General features: G+C 62.4%; 22 protein-coding genes and 1 pseudogene. 7 read left to right on the forward strand and 16 right to left on the reverse strand.

The genetic code is table 11. From position 1 onward, the window contains the following. The first annotated feature begins 114 nt into the window (after nucleotides 1-114). Entirely contained in the window at nucleotides 115-183 is a 69-nt protein-coding gene (locus tag DES43_RS23270; protein WP_342585384.1) for a c-type cytochrome, read from the forward strand. 476 nt (nucleotides 184-659) lie between these two features. On the opposite strand, the gene DES43_RS11080 is transcribed toward DES43_RS23270, so the two are convergent. Beyond that, the gene (locus DES43_RS11080; RefSeq protein WP_084496484.1) at nucleotides 660-1,031 is read right to left on the reverse strand and encodes a diguanylate cyclase domain-containing protein; all 372 of its coding nucleotides are present in this window, start codon (nucleotides 1,029-1,031) and stop codon (nucleotides 660-662) included. A gap of 157 nt (nucleotides 1,032-1,188) precedes the next feature. Between DES43_RS11080 and DES43_RS11085 the strand changes: the two are divergent. Then, nucleotides 1,189-1,410: pseudogene (locus DES43_RS11085) on the forward strand (aldehyde dehydrogenase family protein); the annotation flags it as partial. Between the two features lie 39 nt (nucleotides 1,411-1,449). On the opposite strand, the gene DES43_RS11090 reads toward DES43_RS11085, so the two are convergent. The 3 genes from DES43_RS11090 to DES43_RS11100 form a co-directional block, all read right to left on the reverse strand. Then, complete coding sequence (locus DES43_RS11090; RefSeq protein WP_035026738.1) at nucleotides 1,450-1,923, reverse strand: cytochrome b; 474 nt, start codon at nucleotides 1,921-1,923, stop codon at nucleotides 1,450-1,452. Nucleotides 1,924-1,964: 41 nt separating this feature from the next. Then, the gene (locus DES43_RS11095) at nucleotides 1,965-2,441 is read right to left on the reverse strand and encodes a YqaA family protein (protein ID WP_245264698.1); all 477 of its coding nucleotides are present in this window, start codon (nucleotides 2,439-2,441) and stop codon (nucleotides 1,965-1,967) included. A gap of 160 nt (nucleotides 2,442-2,601) precedes the next feature. Then, nucleotides 2,602-2,796 carry a heavy-metal-associated domain-containing protein gene (locus tag DES43_RS11100; RefSeq protein ID WP_035026740.1) on the reverse strand — a complete coding sequence of 65 codons (195 nt, stop codon included), beginning with the start codon at nucleotides 2,794-2,796 and terminating at the stop codon, nucleotides 2,602-2,604. A gap of 160 nt (nucleotides 2,797-2,956) precedes the next feature. Between DES43_RS11100 and DES43_RS11105 the strand changes: the two genes are divergently transcribed. From DES43_RS11105 to DES43_RS11125, 5 genes are all read left to right on the forward strand, one after another. After that, entirely contained in the window at nucleotides 2,957-5,461 is a 2,505-nt protein-coding gene (locus tag DES43_RS11105; protein WP_133675256.1) for a heavy metal translocating P-type ATPase, read from the forward strand. A gap of 61 nt (nucleotides 5,462-5,522) precedes the next feature. Further along, nucleotides 5,523-5,960, forward strand: coding sequence for a Cu(I)-responsive transcriptional regulator (gene cueR / locus DES43_RS11110; protein ID WP_035026742.1), 438 nt, complete (start codon nucleotides 5,523-5,525; stop codon nucleotides 5,958-5,960). 140 nt (nucleotides 5,961-6,100) lie between these two features. Beyond that, the gene (locus tag DES43_RS11115; protein ID WP_035026745.1) at nucleotides 6,101-6,454 is read left to right on the forward strand and encodes a hypothetical protein; all 354 of its coding nucleotides are present in this window, start codon (nucleotides 6,101-6,103) and stop codon (nucleotides 6,452-6,454) included. Between the two features lie 134 nt (nucleotides 6,455-6,588). Further along, nucleotides 6,589-8,130, forward strand: coding sequence for a multicopper oxidase family protein (locus tag DES43_RS11120; RefSeq protein ID WP_035026746.1), 1,542 nt, complete (start codon nucleotides 6,589-6,591; stop codon nucleotides 8,128-8,130). Then, complete coding sequence (locus DES43_RS11125; protein ID WP_035026748.1) at nucleotides 8,127-8,570, forward strand: c-type cytochrome; 444 nt, start codon at nucleotides 8,127-8,129, stop codon at nucleotides 8,568-8,570. The genes DES43_RS11120 and DES43_RS11125 overlap by 4 nt, the downstream gene beginning before the upstream one ends. On the opposite strand, the gene DES43_RS23175 is transcribed toward DES43_RS11125, so the two are convergent. The 12 genes from DES43_RS23175 to DES43_RS11180 all read right to left on the reverse strand — a co-directional run bounded on the left by DES43_RS23175 (nucleotide 8,567) and on the right by DES43_RS11180 (nucleotide 16,107). Then, nucleotides 8,567-8,701, reverse strand: coding sequence for a hypothetical protein (locus DES43_RS23175; RefSeq protein ID WP_280960262.1), 135 nt, complete (start codon nucleotides 8,699-8,701; stop codon nucleotides 8,567-8,569). The genes DES43_RS11125 and DES43_RS23175 overlap by 4 nt on opposite strands. 53 nt (nucleotides 8,702-8,754) lie before the next feature. After that, nucleotides 8,755-8,982: a hypothetical protein gene (locus DES43_RS11130; protein WP_051520553.1), complete on the reverse strand. Its 228-nt coding sequence runs from the start codon at nucleotides 8,980-8,982 to the stop codon at nucleotides 8,755-8,757. Beyond that, complete coding sequence (locus DES43_RS11135; protein WP_051520554.1) at nucleotides 8,973-9,332, reverse strand: hypothetical protein; 360 nt, start codon at nucleotides 9,330-9,332, stop codon at nucleotides 8,973-8,975. The genes DES43_RS11130 and DES43_RS11135 overlap by 10 nt, the downstream gene beginning before the upstream one ends. 15 nt (nucleotides 9,333-9,347) lie before the next feature. Further along, complete coding sequence (locus DES43_RS11140) at nucleotides 9,348-9,803, reverse strand: DUF411 domain-containing protein (protein ID WP_035026749.1); 456 nt, start codon at nucleotides 9,801-9,803, stop codon at nucleotides 9,348-9,350. Continuing rightward, the gene (locus tag DES43_RS11145) at nucleotides 9,800-10,726 is read right to left on the reverse strand and encodes a ribose-phosphate pyrophosphokinase (protein ID WP_051520555.1); all 927 of its coding nucleotides are present in this window, start codon (nucleotides 10,724-10,726) and stop codon (nucleotides 9,800-9,802) included. The genes DES43_RS11140 and DES43_RS11145 overlap by 4 nt, the downstream gene beginning before the upstream one ends. Then, complete coding sequence (locus DES43_RS11150; protein ID WP_483415615.1) at nucleotides 10,726-11,874, reverse strand: thymidine phosphorylase; 1,149 nt, start codon at nucleotides 11,872-11,874, stop codon at nucleotides 10,726-10,728. Before DES43_RS11150 ends, DES43_RS11145 begins: the two co-directional genes overlap by 1 nt. 119 nt (nucleotides 11,875-11,993) lie before the next feature. After that, nucleotides 11,994-13,358 (reverse strand): MBL fold metallo-hydrolase RNA specificity domain-containing protein, encoded by a 1,365-nt coding sequence (locus DES43_RS11155; protein ID WP_035026751.1) that lies wholly within the window; start codon nucleotides 13,356-13,358, stop codon nucleotides 11,994-11,996. Then, the gene (locus DES43_RS11160) at nucleotides 13,355-13,579 is read right to left on the reverse strand and encodes a methyltransferase family protein (protein WP_035026752.1); all 225 of its coding nucleotides are present in this window, start codon (nucleotides 13,577-13,579) and stop codon (nucleotides 13,355-13,357) included. Before DES43_RS11160 ends, DES43_RS11155 begins: the two co-directional genes overlap by 4 nt. A gap of 3 nt (nucleotides 13,580-13,582) precedes the next feature. Continuing rightward, on the reverse strand, nucleotides 13,583-13,681 hold the full coding sequence (locus DES43_RS23275; protein WP_342585385.1) for a DUF2933 domain-containing protein: 99 nt from the start codon (nucleotides 13,679-13,681) through the stop codon (nucleotides 13,583-13,585). A 256-nt stretch (nucleotides 13,682-13,937) separates the two neighbouring features. Then, nucleotides 13,938-14,393 (reverse strand): Spy/CpxP family protein refolding chaperone, encoded by a 456-nt coding sequence (locus DES43_RS11170; protein WP_245264699.1) that lies wholly within the window; start codon nucleotides 14,391-14,393, stop codon nucleotides 13,938-13,940. Nucleotides 14,394-14,649: 256 nt separating this feature from the next. After that, on the reverse strand, nucleotides 14,650-15,804 hold the full coding sequence (locus tag DES43_RS11175) for a YncE family protein (RefSeq protein WP_084496486.1): 1,155 nt from the start codon (nucleotides 15,802-15,804) through the stop codon (nucleotides 14,650-14,652). 15 nt (nucleotides 15,805-15,819) lie between these two features. Then, a complete protein-coding gene (locus DES43_RS11180) occupies nucleotides 15,820-16,107 on the reverse strand; it encodes a cupredoxin domain-containing protein (RefSeq protein WP_035026756.1) in 288 nt (95 codons plus the stop codon). Between the last annotated feature and the right edge of the window lie 39 nt (nucleotides 16,108-16,146).

The following is a 16,146-nucleotide window of genomic DNA, read 5'->3' on the forward strand; positions in this document are numbered from 1 at the left end:
ACACTCCAATTGAGACTCTCCTGCCCTGAGTCTCAATTGGAGTGTAACTTTCTCGCGCAGAAAGCCAGAGTCCCAGATTGAAGTGTAAATCGACACCGGCCAACAGGGGAACGGATCACGCTCTACGATGAGAATTGCGCAAGTTGCCATGGCGTCGATCTGGAAGGTCAGCCCGACTGGTAGTTGCCTGGTTCCAACGGTCGCCTGCCGGCCCAGCCGCATGATGCGAGCGGGCACACCTGGCACCATTCGGACGAGCACTTGTTCGCGATCATCAAATTCGGAACCGCGGCACTTGTGGGCAACGACTAGGAGAGCGACATGATCGGCTTGGCGACAGTCTCGGCGATGACGATATTCGCGCCGTACTGGACTATATCAAGAGCACGTGGCCAGAGCGTGAAGCTCCTATCAGCGCAGGGTTTCGGGCTTTTGACAATCCGGGCTGCGGCGACCGTTGCGCCGCGGCCCGTGGCTTTACGCGATGAGCCGCAAAAAGCTTGCGCGTTTCCAGCAATGACAGGCGACGGCCTATCCTTAAGACCGGATGGTCCTCCGATTGAGGCCGTACCGGTGGAAGGAGAAACAGCGCAACGCGCTGTCTCGAAAAGCTGCAACTCGACTTCTGGGCGAGATGAATCAAACGCCGGAGTTTTGGCTCAACCGACACTGGCCCGACGCTGAGCACAATCTACGGGTGCGGTCCGATGCGTACCCCGGCCCGCGTACTTTGCGTCGTAAAGCGCTGCATCTGCTCGTTTTGACAAATCGGGAAACATGTCAGCGTTCTCTGCGGCCGCGATACCGCAGCTCACCGAAATCATCAGCATTGTATCATCTTCCAGACGTAGTGGTGAACGACGCAAGTTGTTTCTGAGACGCGTACAAACGCGATCAGCATCGATGAGGCTTGCATGGGGCAAGGGGTAGCGCACTTTCGGTGGTTCGCGCGGATCATCTATCGTCTCAAAGTGCTCCAGAAGCGCCCGAAGCTTCGAGGGCCGGAACACGCTGTCGGTCTCTTCCCGCATGCCAAATCACTCCAATGGATGTGATCCGCCATGAATCACGCCAACCCGCCGCGCGATACTAAAATCCTCAGACCGTTAACCTGACCTCGCTGCCGTGGATGGCCAGAGCGGCGTGCTGTCGGTCCTGCTCAGCTCGATCCTGATATCGGCCATCTTCCAGTCGCAGGACACCATATTCATGTCGCCGGGCGATCTGCAACGCGTCTGGCGCGTGGCCGAGGCGATGGTATACGGCATGGTTGGCATCAATACCGGGCGCATGTCCTCGGAGGCGACGCCCTTCGGCGGAGTGAAGCACTCTGGGATCGGGCGGGAGGGCTCACGCCACGGGCTCGAGGATTATCTGGAAATGAAATATCTGTCCGTGGGCGGCATCTGACCGCAACCTAGGAAGCGCATCCCGGACCCCTCAGCTCCACTACGCCTGTTTCGACGGAAACATGCGCGAAAGAACTTGGTCACGACGAAATCCGTGCCAGGCCGCCGCCGCAACATGAATTGAAATCAGGGCGAGGGTAACATTCCAGATGGTCTTATGGACTGCTGCCGCCGGCCCCCAGTAGTAGGCAGCGACGAACCCGGTGAAGGCTTGCGCGGCCAATGCCGCATAAAGCCCCCAATGGACAAAGGCAGCGGTATGATCCTTCCAGTTTGATAAGCGGAACCCTGACCACGATCCGCGGGCGAACCGCAGGGCCACCCTCAGAGCGATCAGCACTCCGATCGTCATTCCGCAGTAGTTATGAACTTTGTGCTGAAACAGGTCCCATGCGGAAGGAGGCAACAGGGGGCTGTGTGTTCGTGGGATTGCCGCCGCCGTCCACCACTGAACAGTGATCATCAAAACGACTGCCCAATGGAGAGCTATCTGAGTATTGGAATATTTGCGCATCGCTTTGGCACTCCGACCCGACGATCATCGCATCCAGTATATCAGGACAGCGCTATAATGATGAAGGCATAGCGCGCAGCCTTGCCAGCGGCCACGAGGGCAACAAACGGCACTATCGGCACGCGCGCGACGCCGGCCGCGATAGTCAGAGCATCGCCGATTATCGGCAGCCAGGCGAACACCAGGGACAATCGCCCATAGCGGCAAAAAATGCAGACCGCCCGTTCGTATCCCTCACGGGCTCCTCGGAACCAGAGTTTACCGATAACCGGTTCGACGCCGCGCCCGACCGCCCAGTTCACCACCGAGCCCGCCGTATTGCCAATTGTCGCCACGACAAACAACAGGCCGGGGTCGCCACTACCGGTGGCCAGCAGACCCGCCAGCACCAACTCCGACTGGGCAGGCAGAAGTGTCGCTGCCACGAGCGCGCTGACAAGCAGTACGGCGTAGGGAGCAAAAAGCTCCACGTTAGTGGTAGCGACAAGGACAGGAGAAACCGCCACCAGCGGCAGCAAGCTCGGCCGTTACAAGCTGCAGGTTACTCACATTTCCACCCCTATCTGCTGAAAGCCACCCGGCACAACATGATCCAATTTGGGCGCACCTATTTCCATCTCGCACGAGAGTCGCACCATTTTCGCGCCCGCGATAAAGATCCCGGTATGTTTATTCAGGTCAGTTTACCGCCGCTGGATAGCCAGCCTCTTCGAGGACCTGCAAGATTGCGGTCTGTGATGCCGTTGTTTCCACCTTCACCGCATGCTTCGCAAGATTCGGCTCGACACTCGCACTGGGATCGATCGACTGGATCGCCTTGGTGACGGACCGGGCGCACCCGCCGCAGGTCATGTTTTCGATTCTGAGTTCCATGAGAATTCTCCTTCGTTGAGTCTCATGTCGCTCAAGATGGGGTTTCCAACGATGGGAAGGTCAAGCGGCTTCCGGGGAAATTTTTTGCTCTTGACCTTCCCATCGTTGGAAGGATCATATTCCTGTCCGAACTCGAATTTTGACCCAGAAGGAGTCGGCCATGAATGTCCCCGTTCGAACTGCGGATGTGACGAACGCGGCAATTTCCCTGCCGATCGAGGGCATGACCTGCGCGTCCTGCGTTGGCCGCGTGGAGCGCGCGCTCAAAGCAGTGCCGGGCGTATCGGACGCCGTCGTCAATCTTGCGACCGAGAAGGCCAGCATCACGGCAAGCACCGAAATCGATCGCGCTGTCCTTATCAATGCCATAGAGGATGTGGGATACGGGGTTCCGGCAAGCTTCTCCGCGCCAGTCGCAAGATCGCTTGAAGTGGAAATCGAAGGCATGACCTGCGCATCCTGCGTGGGGCGGGTCGAAAAAGCTCTCAAGGCGGTTCCCGGCGTCACCGACGCTGTCGTCAACCTTGCGACCGAGAAGGCCATGATCCGGGGAACTGCCGATGCGTCGGCCGTGGTTACAGCGATTAAGAATGCGGGCTATGACGCGAAGCTGGTCGCGACGGCTGGAAGCAGCCAGGCCGAGACGGATGACCACGCCGGAAAGAAGGAGGCGGAACGCCGTGAACTGACACGCGATTTCACCATAGCGGCGATACTGACGCTGCCCGTTTTCCTCCTGGAGATGGGACTGCACCTTATTCCCGGGGCGCACGGCCTAATCGATTCCACGATCGGCATGGCGAACAATTGGTATGTCCAGTTCCTGCTGACGACGTTGGTGCTGTTCGTGCCGGGCATCCGCTTCTATCGAACCGGCCTCCCCGCGCTCTGGCGTCTCGCACCCGATATGAACTCGCTGGTCGCCGTCGGCAGCTTGGCCGCTTATGGCTACTCGCTGGTCGCAACCTTCACGCCCGGCCTCCTGCCCGCGGGAACGATCAACGTCTATTATGAAGCCGCCGCCGTCATCGTCACGCTGATCCTGCTCGGTCGACTGCTCGAGGCCCGTGCGAAGGGACGCACCTCGGAAGCGATCAAGCGCCTCGTCGGCCTTCAAGCCAAAACGGCGCGTGTGCGCAGGGACGGCAAGACGGTCGAACTGCCGATCGACGCCGTGCTGTCGGGAGACATCGTCGAGATTCGCCCCGGCGACCGCATTCCCGTCGACGGCGAAGTCATCGAGGGCGAAAGCTATGTCGACGAATCGATGATCACCGGCGAGCCGATCCCGGCTGCCAAGACGCACGGCAGCGAGGCCGTCGCCGGAACGGTGAACCAAAAAGGAGCCTTCACGATCCGCGCGACCGAGGTCGGCGGCAACACCGTGCTGTCACAGATCATCCGCATGGTTGAGGAAGCGCAGGGCTCGAAGCTGCCGATCCAGGCGCTGGTCGACAAGGTGACGATGTATTTCGTGCCGGCGGTCTTCGCCGTCGCCACGCTGACCTTCGCGGCCTGGCTCTATTTCGGCCCGACACCCGCCCTCACCTTCGCATTGGTCAATGCCGTCGCCGTCCTGATCATCGCATGCCCCTGCGCCATGGGTCTGGCGACGCCGACATCGATCATGGTCGGCACCGGCCGTGGCGCGGAGCTGGGCGTTCTTTTCCGGAAGGGTGAAGCGCTGCAACTGTTGAAGGACGCCAGGGTCGTGGCCGTCGACAAGACGGGCACGCTGACCGAAGGCAAGCCGGCACTGACCGACCTGGAACTGGCCATCGGCTTCGACCGCTCGAACGTACTGGGTCTAGTCGCGGCAGTCGAAGCCAAGTCGGAGCACCCGATCGCCCGCGCGATCGTGGACGCGGCCGAGACAGAAGGCATCGTGCTGCCGGCCGTGGCGGACTTCGGCTCTGTGACTGGATTCGGCGTGAAGGCCGTAGTCGGTGGCAAGCGTGTCGAGATCGGTGCCGACCGCTACATGGTTGAGCTCGGCCATGACGTGGCGGGTTTCTCCAAGGTCGCCGAGCGCCTCGGCAACGAGGGCAAGTCGCCGCTCTATGCAGTAATCGAGGGCAAGCTGGCGGCAATCATCGCCGTGGCCGACCCGATCAAGGAGACGACCCCCGCCGCGATCAAGGCGCTGCACGGTCTCGGCCTCAAGGTCGCCATGATCACCGGAGACAACGCCCGCACCGCTCAGGCCATCGCTGCGCGATTGGGCATCGACGAGGTGGTGGCGGAAGTCCTGCCAGACGGCAAGGTCAAGGCGGTTCGCCGCCTCAAAGCCGAGCATGGCAAGGTCGCCTTCGTTGGCGACGGCATCAACGACGCTCCAGCGCTGGCCGAAGCGGATGTGGGACTGGCTATCGGCACGGGCACGGACATTGCCATCGAGGCGGCAGACGTCGTGCTGATGTCGGGGAGCCTGCAAGGCGTGCCGAACGCCATTGCCCTGTCCAGGGCAACGATCGGCAACATTCGGCAGAACCTGTTCTGGGCCTTCGCCTACAATACGGCTCTGATCCCGGTGGCCGCCGGCCTGCTCTACCCGGCCTATGGCATTCTGCTGTCGCCGGTCTTCGCCGCCGGTGCCATGGCCCTGTCGAGCGTCTTCGTGCTCGGCAATGCGCTCCGGCTCAAGGCCTTCAAGGTTGCAAACTGACAAATTCCGACAGCCAACCCCATATTCAGGGTCGGCTGTCGGGATTTACGGGAGAAAACGTATGAACATCGGACAGGCATCGAAGGCGGCGGGCGTTTCGGCCAAAATGATCCGCTACTATGAGCAGACTGGCCTTATTCCGGCGGCGGATCGGACCGCGTCAGGCTATCGCAACTATTCGGACACTGACGTCCATATGCTGCGGTTCATCCGGCGCTCACGTGACCTCGGTTTTTCCGTGGCTGAGATCGGCAGTCTGCTCAGCCTGTGGCGAGACGAAACGCGCCAGAGTTCCGATGTCAAACGTTTGGCGCTAGGTCATGTCGATGAATTGAAGAGAAAGATTTCGGAGCTTCAGGATATGGTCCAGACGCTAACCATGCTCATCAACTCCTGTCGGGGCGATCACCGTCCGCATTGCCCTATCCTGAAAGAACTCGGATCCGATCAGGACGACAAAGGCTTGTCGGTACGGCCTCGTGTCGGAGCCATCGCATGACTGTAGTCAGTTCCGCATTCGGACCTGACACGCGCCATCCAATTGCAAAACGGGGACCGTCTAGACCTGCATTTGCAGATGGGCTTAATGGTCGTACCCTTGTTATTGGCATTGAAACAAGAGACTGATTGCTCCGCCATATGCTGCGCGTGTTCACCTCATTCCTGATTGCACTCTTCGTGCTTGTTGCGCCGCAGGTGTCTGCGAGCCAGGCTGGCATGCATTCCGGAATGGTGGCTGCTGCCATGAACGGACCATCCGGAGCGGAGCATCACGCCGCGCCAGCACAGGCATGCGCCGATGGCGAATGCCAGACGTCGCTCGAACAATGCGTCATCGCCTGCATCAGCTTGCCGGCGGCATTGTCAAGAACGGATGGCATCGGCCTGCTGGTGGCACAAGCGAATGCGCATTGGCCGCCCGACCGTGCCCAACTCAGACCGGGACAAGAGCCACCTCTGCCCGAACAACCTCCCAGACTTCACCTTCTGTAGCCAACGGCAGGCAGCGCGCCTGACGTATCGATATTGGTAACGCAGGCCCGGAGCATGATCCCGAAAAGTCGCAGGCTTTTTGGACATGATCACGCTTCAGAAACAACAGCCTGCCCCGCAACAGGATGTGAAACATGACTATGACCCGCCGCGGCTTTTTGGCCGCAGGAACCGCTGTTCTTGCCACAGCGAACTTACCCGCCTTTGCCCAACAACAACTCCCCGCCCCGATCCGGCTGGCTGCCACCAGCCGGGTGCTCGACGTCAACGGGCGCGCCGCCACCGTCTTCGGCCTTGCCGGGCCGAGCGGACAGGGGCTGATCCTCGATCCCGGCCAGCGCTTCCGAGTGGACCTGACGAATGATTTGCCGGAGCCGACGCTGGTCCACTGGCACGGCCAGATCCCGCCCAACGTTCAGGACGGCGTGCCCGACATTCCGATGCCGATGCTCAAGCCTGGCGAATCCCGCTCCTATGATTTCGAGCCGCTAGCCGGCACCTACTGGATGCACAGCCATGTGCCGATGCAGGAGATACGCCTGCTTGCCGCGCCGCTGATCGTGCGCAGCGCGCAGGATGTTGCCGCCGATCGGCAGGAGGTAACGCTGTTCCTGCACGACTTCGCCTTCAAGAGCCCGGAGGAGGTGATGGCCGAGATCAGGCAGGGCCATGGCGGCGGCAGCCATGGTGAACCGGCCGAAGGCGAAGCCCATTCGATGGCTCCGGCGACGGAAACCGAGGAAATGGATCATGGAGCGATGGGGCATGGAACCATGAACCACGACGCCATGGGCGGCGACATGCAAGGCATGATGCAGAATATGATGCCGGGCATGATGGGCGATATGGCCGGGATGGAGATGGATCTCAACGACTATAATTGGGACGCCTATCTGGCCAACGACCGCACGCTGGCCGATCCCGAAATCGTCAAGGTCGAGCGCGGTGGCCGTGTCCGGCTGCGCGTCATCAACGCCGCCGCCGCGACCGTGTTCTGGATTGATACCGGCCAAGCTGCTGCCCGGCTGATTGCCGTCGATGGCCATGACATCCAGACGCTTGACGGCAACAGGTTCGGCCTTGCCATGGGCCAACGGCTGGATCTGGAACTCGATCTGCCCGACGAGGCCGGAAGCTGGCCTATCCTTGCCCTGCGTGAAGGCGCGCGCGAACGCACCGGCATTGTTCTGGCCACGACGGGCGCGCAGATTACAAAGATCCCCGAACTGGCGGATGAAGAGGCCCAGGCCTTCGATACCGACCTGTCACAGGAATTGCGGCTTGAAGCGCGCCAAAACCTGCCCGAGCGTGCGGTCGAGCGCAGCCACATCGTCATGCTGGGGGGCACGATGGACCCCTATGTCTGGACCATCAATGGCGCGGTCTGGGGCCAGCATCGCCCGATCGTCGCGAAAACCGGCGAACGCGTACTGCTGAGCTTCCACAACATGTCGATGATGGGCCACCCGATGCATCTGCACGGCCATGTCTTTCAGGTTGTCGACATCAATGGCCGCAAGGTGAATGGCGCACGCCGCGACACGGTCTATGTGCCGCCGATGTCGATGGTGACCGTCGCGCTCGATGCCGGCGAGCCGGCCCGCTGGATGCTGCATTGCCACCACATGCCGCATCTGGAAACCGGCATGATGACCGAATTCCAGGTGACGGCATGAACAGGGCGGCTTTTCTGCTTGTTGCCCTCGCTGTGGTCGCGGCAGGTGTCTGGTTTTGGCGCGATACTGGTGGTGACGTATCGTCTGCGCAGGGGGCTGAGCGGATCGTGCTCGGCCAGAAGCTTTACGCCGAAAATTGCGCAAGCTGCCACGGCGCCAACCTGGAAGGCCAACCCGACTGGAAATCGCGAAAAGCCAACGGCCGGCTGCCGGCCCCGCCACATGATGCGAGCGGCCACACCTGGCATCATTCCGACGAGCAACTGTTTGCGATCACGAAGCTCGGCACCGCCGCCCTCGTCGGCAAAGACTATGAGAGCGACATGATCGGCTTTGGCGACATACTTGGTGACGATGAAATCCGCGCCGTGCTGGATTACATCAAAAGCACTTGGCCGGAACGCGAGGCCGCGCGCCAGCGCAAAGTGTCGGGCCTTTAACGGTGCGGGCTGCGGCGCAATTGCGCCGCCGTCCATCGCTTTACACGACAAGCCGCAAAATGCTTGCCGCAGACCATCTGAAAAGGAGCTGAGATATATCCGTTGATGGCTTTCCTTGCCTTATCAGCCATCGTCCGATTCCCTCCACACGGACTCGTGAGACTGCCTCGGCAGAAGGCGTCTCTCAAAATTCCCGTCCCAGCAGTGCCGGGATTTCTGTGGCAACTGCCAACTCCTCATCGGCGGGCAGAACCAGGACTTCCACAGCCGAGCCGGGACGTCCGATCACTGTTTCGCCTGCGAAATTTGCATCCGGGTCGATCTGAACGCCGTGCCAGGCGGCGGTTCTGCCCAGTGCACACGCGCCCAGGCCTTCCGACATGTCGTAGTCGATGAAGACGGTCAGCAGCAACGATGCGGGCCGGGGATAATGCTGAACCCCATCCTGTAGCGGCCAATGACCCAGAGGGTCGGCGCTCTGACGGTCACTGAGGTCTTCAGGCGAGGCGGATCGCGTTCGATCACGATCTTCTCCACGGCCAAGGGTATCCCGAGGAAGCTTCCGGTGAAGCCAGATCTGGATCCGACGGCTCGCGTTCCGCCCGCATCCATATGGACCTCCATCCGCGAACCCATCATCGCCCAGGAGCGCTGCCCCATGTGCGCGGAGTGGTTCCGGTGATCGTCCAGGTGCCGGAACACGGCGGCGTCCGCCGCCTCGATCCGGCGCGTGGATGATGCGGAATGCGCGAAGTCCGACATCTGCCGCTGCTCCTCCTATTTGCCCCCTGCCCTATAGAAGACCTGGGGAGCTTCCGAGGCCTGACGGGGGACAGCATACACCTCGTATGAGGCGGAGGGATCATCCCCCATGCCAAGCGACCCCTGCGGCATTCCCGGAGCGGCCAGACCCGCGACATTAGGGCGTTCCGAGAGCAGCTTCTTGACGGCTTCGAGCGGCACGTGGCCCTCAAGGAAGTAGCCGTCCACGGCGGCTATGTGGCAGCCTTCCATCTCTGCAGGCACGCCGGCTTGCTTCCGGATGGACGAAAGGTCTTCCAGGTCGACCGTTGACACCTGATATCCTGCCTTCTCTACCGCCTCGGCCCAGGCATGGCAGCAGCCACACCACGGGGTCTTGTAGACGGTCATCTCGGCCGCGGCGCTCGCCGCGACAGGAGACGCAACGAGGACCGCAATCGCAGCGAAGAGTGATCTGCTGTAGGTGTTCATTTGTGGTTCTCTTCCTTGTTCGAGGTGACTGAGAAACCGCCGCTCATGGCTTCGGCGACGGCATTCGCGAGGACGGCCGAGAGATCGATGGCGTTCGACGGATGGACGACGGAGTTGGCGGACACGACGGCCGCTGCCCTCTCCTTGAGGCCTCGGTAAGTCTCTTCCGAGAACAGGGCGTGGACGGCGACGAGGACCGGGCGCTCCAGCCCTAGTTCGCGCAGCTGGTCGGCCACAACGGTCATCGTCCGACCCGAGGACACGATGTCGTCCACGAGGACTGGCGTATGTCCGGCAACGACACTCGCGTCAGGTACGGCGATCTCGACGGTCCTGTCGCCGTACCTGGTTTTCCGCAGCACTTGGTAGGGTGCGCCGATCAAACCCTCGACCTCCGAGACCCACTGCTTGCTCTCCATGTCGGGCCCGAGCAGAAATGGACGGTTTACGTTCGCGCTGATCCATTCGGACAGCAGCGGAGTGGACCGCACTACCCGCGCCGGGATCGGGTATACCTCGCCGAGCTTGGTGTAGCGATGGAGGTGGGGGTCGGCCGTCACGAGCCAGTCGAGGTGCGTGGAGAGCAACCGGGCGAAGGTGCGGGAAGTTATCGCCTCCCCGGGCTTGAAACGTCGGTCCTGCCTCATATAGGACAGATAGGGAGCTACGAGGCCCACGCTTGATGCACCGAGGTCCCTCGCGGCATCGGCGGCGAAGAGGAGCCGCAACGCCTTGTCGTCGGGACGGTCAAGCGTGCAGACAAATACCACGTTCCGGTCCTTGGGGTCCGTTGCGAACCGCAGGTAGGTTTCGCCGTCCGAAAAATTGCGCGTCGCCAATGATCCGCTCTCCGCGTCGAGGGCCGCGCGCAGCCGCTCGGCCATGGATTCGTTACCAGGCAATGCGAAGACAACCGGCGGCATCAGGGCGTGGACTCCCTGTCTATCTCGAAGATCGCAAGGACGTCGCATGCATAGTCCAGCGCATATTGCAGCTCTCCGGTTGTTTCAGAGTAGACGGTGCAGAGCGGCTCTCCGGCTTCAAGCACGGCACCAAGTCTGACGTGCATTTCGACTCCGGCCGCCCTCGACCCAGGAGCGCCCGCCAGCTTGGCGGTCTTGGCGAGGCGTCGGTTGTTGATGGAACGCAGGCCGCCCGCGTGCGGAGCAACCAGGGGTGCGCGATGGCGCGCCACAGGCGGCACCCGCATTCCGCCTTGTGCCTCACAGATGCGCTGGAACTTCGCCCATGCCCTTCCATCGGCAATCGTCACTTCGGCCAGCAACTTGCCTTCCCCGGGTCCGGCGCGGCCGCCCAGTTCGAGCAGCGCGCCGGCAAGCATGCATGCGCGCTCCCGCAGGTCCGCGGGCGCGGCCGCCGCCTGCTGGAGCACGGCCAGCACGTCCCAGGCCTCCAGGGCCGGACCGATGCCGTGGCCAACGGGCTGCGAGCCGTCGGTGGAGATTGTCGCCGCCTTTAGCCCGAAGGCTTCGCCAACCATGATCAGCCGCGCTGCGAGCGCTCTGGCGGCGGCATCGTTCCGTACCTTGGCCGTGCGCCCTACAGGAATGTTCAGGACAAGATGCGTCGATCCGGCGGCTATCTTCTTCGAGATCACCGATGCGACAAGCTGCCCCTCGGAGTCGATGTCGAGGGCGCGCTCGACGCGGGTAAGGATGTCGTCCGCAGGACTGAGGCGCACCGCGCCTCCCCAGACGACGCAGCCCGACTCCTGCTCCACTACTCGGCGGATGTCCTCCAGGCCGAGATCGACCGGAGCCAGGGTCTCCATGGTGTCGGCCGTGCCCGCGGGCGAGGTGATGGCGCGGGAGGATGTCTTCGGCATCGTTAGCCCGTGTGCAGCGACAATCGCCACCACGATCGGCGTGGTACGATTCCCGGGCAAGCCGCCGACGCAATGCTTGTCGATCACGGGCGAAACATCCCAATCCCCGGCCTCGTCAATCTCGAGAATGCCGGAGGAGACTTGGTACAGCGTGGCGATCACTTCCCGGCCGTTCGCCGAGAGCAGCACGCGGGAGTTCGCCGAAAGACCCTCGGAACGGCACACATGGCAATCGGTCCGCATGAAGACTACGGATTCGTTCTGGGTGTGAATTCCCAGGCGACGGGCCCTGAGGGGAAGACCTGGCTGCGAGGCAGGCTGTAGTGCCGGATTGCTTCCGTCAGTCATTCGAGAACCACTTTTTCGAGATGTTCGGGAACGCGGCATGGCCAGCCCAGATCGTCCTGGATGCGCCGGCGCAGCGCGTCGGATGCCTCGGGCTCGCCATGGGAGATGAAGGTCATCTTCGGCGGCCTGCGAAAGCTGCCAAGCCATTTGACGATCTCGTCCGAGTCGGCATGCGCCGACAGCATCGGCAGGTTGGCGACCTCGGCCCGGACCGGGATGTACTCGCCATGGATCTTGATGCGATCTGCGCCATCGAGCATGTCGGCGCCGCGGGTCCCCGCGGCCTGGAAGCCGCTGAAGAGAATGGTGTTGCGCTTGTCTGGGGCGTACCGCTTGAGGTGATGCAGGACCCGCCCTCCCGTCGCCATGCCGCTCGCCGAGACGACCACCTTCGGCATCGGGTTGGAGGTGAGGGCCTTCGATTCCTCGACCCCGCGGACGTATTGCGCGACGTTGCAGGCACGCGCGCATTCCTCGGGTGTTAGCCTGTGGTCGCCGTTATGGCGGTGCAGCAGTTCGGTCGCGTTGATCGCCATGGGGCTGTCCAGGAACACTGGAGCGCCGGAAATCCGCCCGGAGGAGACGAGATGCTCCAGGTGATAGAGAAGAGACTGCGCGCAGCCGACGGCAAACGCCGGAATCACGACTGTGCCTCCTCTCGCGACGGTCCGGTTAACGATCTCCGCGAGCGCGTCCTGGGGGTCGCGCTTTTCGTGAAGCCTGTTTCCGTAAGTGGACTCGACGACCACGTAGTCCGCTTCCGGGACAGCTTCAGGGGCCACCATCACCGGGTCACCGAAACGGCCAAGGTCCCCGGAGAAGGCGATGCTGGCACCGCCCCACCTGCATACGATGGAGGCAGCTCCGAGGATATGCCCCGCACGCCTCAGCAGGATTTCCGGACCGTCGGGCAGCGAATGCCGCTCGTGGAACGGTACCGCCCGAAGGTGCAGCAAGGCAGCCTTGGCATCCTTCAGGGTGTAGAGAGGAGCTGCAGGCTTGTGCCTGGAAAAGCCGTGCTTGTTGGCGTACTCGGCATCCTTTTCCTGAAGGAAGCCGCTGTCCTTCAAAAGTATCTCGCAAAGGTCGATCGTGGCCTGGGGAGCATGCACCCTGCCCCGGAAGCCATCCCGCACTAGCGCGGGCAGATAGCCGGAATGGTCGAGATGCGCGTGCGTCAGCAGGACTGCGTCGACGCTTGCCGGATCGACGGGGAACTTCGCCCAGTTGCGGAGCCTCAATTGCTTGAGACCCTGGAACAGGCCGCAGTCGACAAGGACGCGTCGGCCGCGGCGATCGAGAAGGGACCGCGAGCCTGTCACAGTGCCGACGCCGCCGAGGAAGGATATCGACAAGGTCATGGAATTCTCCGTCCATCCGCCTCGCCACCTGTGGCAAGGGCTTTAGTCCACCGGGGCAGGAACGCCGGAACTCTGGCTGCGTAGCGGTCGTAGGCCTCGCCAAAACGGGCGCACACCTCAGCCTCCTCTCGCCTGGCAAGCCGCACGTACAACGCCACGAGCACCGGAAGCATCGCGAGCAGCGTTGGCCACTGCACCATGAACCCAAGGGTCGCTTCCATGGCTCATGCTCCCGTATCGCCGCTAGACGGCGGCGAAGAGCGATGGTGCCCGCCGTGGTCGCGATGCCACAGATGGAGCAGCGGACACGCAAGCAGCAGCACGAACGGTAGATAGCCGAGTACGTGCAACCTGTGCTTGAATAGAAGCGCCGCCAATCAGCACGAACCCGATAGCCACAACGCCAGCTTTCGACCTCCAGAATCCGCACTTAGCATCACCACCAGGTCGGGTGTCCTGGGACGGTCAAAACTGTTTGCACCCATCGGTACTCTCCTGTTGTTGGAAATGCTTTCCCATCCGGGATCTCACTTGTGAGTCCCCCGGGGCGCGAGATGCCGCGCAGCCCGGGGGCTGGCATCACATCATTCCCATCGGCGCGGCGACGAGCAGCTTGTCCGCCTTTTCCTTCTGCGCAGCATCAAGGGCGGCATAGAAGGGGTCCAAGGCTGTCTTCAGCCGGCTCAAGGATTCCAGGCGAGTGGACAGCGCCTTTTCCTGCGCTTCGATCCTCTGCGGCGCCGTCGAGCTGCCCGCACCCATCGGCATTCCACCCGCCATTGCGGACATGACCCCGCTTGCAGCCCCTGCATTGGCGCGAATGGCTTCGGCAAGGGCATCCCAGAGTGGCAGCTGCGCGGCGGTCACCTTCAACTCCGTGCGCAGGAAGGCGATGCGGCCCTCGACATGCTCGGGAGCCATCATCTGGCTCATCATGGCTGCACGGGAACCCATAGATTCCGCCATCATGTCCCGCATCATCCCTGCATGTCGGCCCATCATCTCCTGCATCATCTTCATCATGTCGCCGCCCATTCCTCCCTCCATCATGCCGCCTGGCATAGCGGGTTGCGAGCCTGTGACGGGAGCGGTTCCCCCCGGAGGAAGCGTTTCCGGAGCCGGATTTGCTGCCGGGGCTTCGGTCGCTGTCGGGTGGTGGGCGTCCTCGGCAAGCGCCGGGGCCGCCGAGAGCAACAGGATTGCGGCGAAGGCAGTCTTTGCGATCGTGTTCATGTGCGTGTTCCTTTGACCACGGGAAGCCTGGGCGGCGGGATTGCCGCCCAGGGCATGCTTACTGTGCCTGGAAGGTGATCCCGTTCGGCCCCTTTCCGACCCGGTAGGTGCGAACGACAGCCTGGGACGCAACGGAGATCTCGGAGACAGTGCCATCCACGATATTGCTGACGAAGACCTGCGCGCCGTCGTCGCTGACAGTGACGCCGTGCGCACCCTTGCCAGTGGTAATCGTCTTCACGACGGTTCCGCCCGCCACGTCGATCACCGATACCGTCTCGTCAGGGTCGTCGCCTGTGCCCTGGTTGGCCACGTAGACGAACCGCCCGTCGGGGGTGGCATACATCTGGATCGGAGAGCGCCCGACGCCGATCCGTGCGGTCACCCGCCGCGTTGCGGTGTCGATGACGGCGACCTTGTTCTCGTCTCTCAACGAGACGTAGACACGGCTCCCGTCCGGCGTGAAGCCGACCTGGACCGGGGCCTTGCCGACCTCGATCCTATCCGTCTCCTCGAGCGAGGCGGCGTCGATTATGGAAACGGTGCCGTCCTCGACGTTGGCAACGTAGATCGTGCTACCGTCCGGGCTCATCCGCAAGCCGTGCGGATAGTCGCCCGTGCCGATCTCGCCCACCACCTCGCCCTTCGCCAGATCGACGACCGTTAACGTGTCGTCGCCGGAATTGCTGACGAAGGCGCGCTCGCCGGCCGCATCGGCGATCACGTGGGCAGGATGGGAACCCACCTCGATGGTGGCAACCGGAGCTGAGGCCATATTCCCCGTCTCCATCACGATCAGGGCGCCGCCCGCGCCGCCGCCTCCGTGGCCTCCACCGCCGTGCGAGGCAGCGGCATCGTCGCTGTCGTCGGCTCCCGCGTGCCCTATGTCCGCCGCCATCGTCACAGGCGTGCCCACCGCGAGCACCAGATCTTTCCCGGGGACAAACTGGACGTTGTGCGGTGTGACGCCGACGGGGAAGATGTCGACCTTTCCTGCCGCGAGATCGATGCGGCTGACGGAATTCTCGTTTTCATCGGCCGTATACACGAAGCCGGATGTTGCAGTCTGGGCACGCACCTGAGCGGCGAGACCGATTAGCAGCGCCAGCGCCGCCGCCGTGACCATGGCAGCGGCCGAAGTTCTCCTCCGGATCGCTCCCCCGGCAAACGTGGCAACTGCCGGGCGCGAGTATGATGTGTTGATCCTATTCATCTTCTTCTCCTGTGTTCAGCCGACATGCTCGACGACGGTCATCATGCCTGCCGCCGTGTGGCCGAGGTGGTAACAATGGAAAGCCCGTGTGCGGTCTCCGACTGAAGTGGCCGGCTCTTTGCGGCGAGCCGGAAAATGCGTTGGGTGTCCCGGCACGCTATCGTTGCGTGTGGCCAGCTCGATCCGCCCGCCGGTACGGACGCCGGCATCCGCCGTATCCGCTGCGATCAGGAGGGTTACGACGCTAGCAAACCCGCACGCCGTCGAGGGCGCCAGGAACTGGCGCCGGATAATCATGTTCATGGTTCAAAGCTCTCGTGTTCGTGACTCCTTCAAGGAGCG

Origin of the sequence: Aquamicrobium defluvii, from assembly GCF_004363725.1 — a bacterium.
GTDB lineage: Bacteria > Pseudomonadota > Alphaproteobacteria > Rhizobiales > Rhizobiaceae > Mesorhizobium > Mesorhizobium defluvii.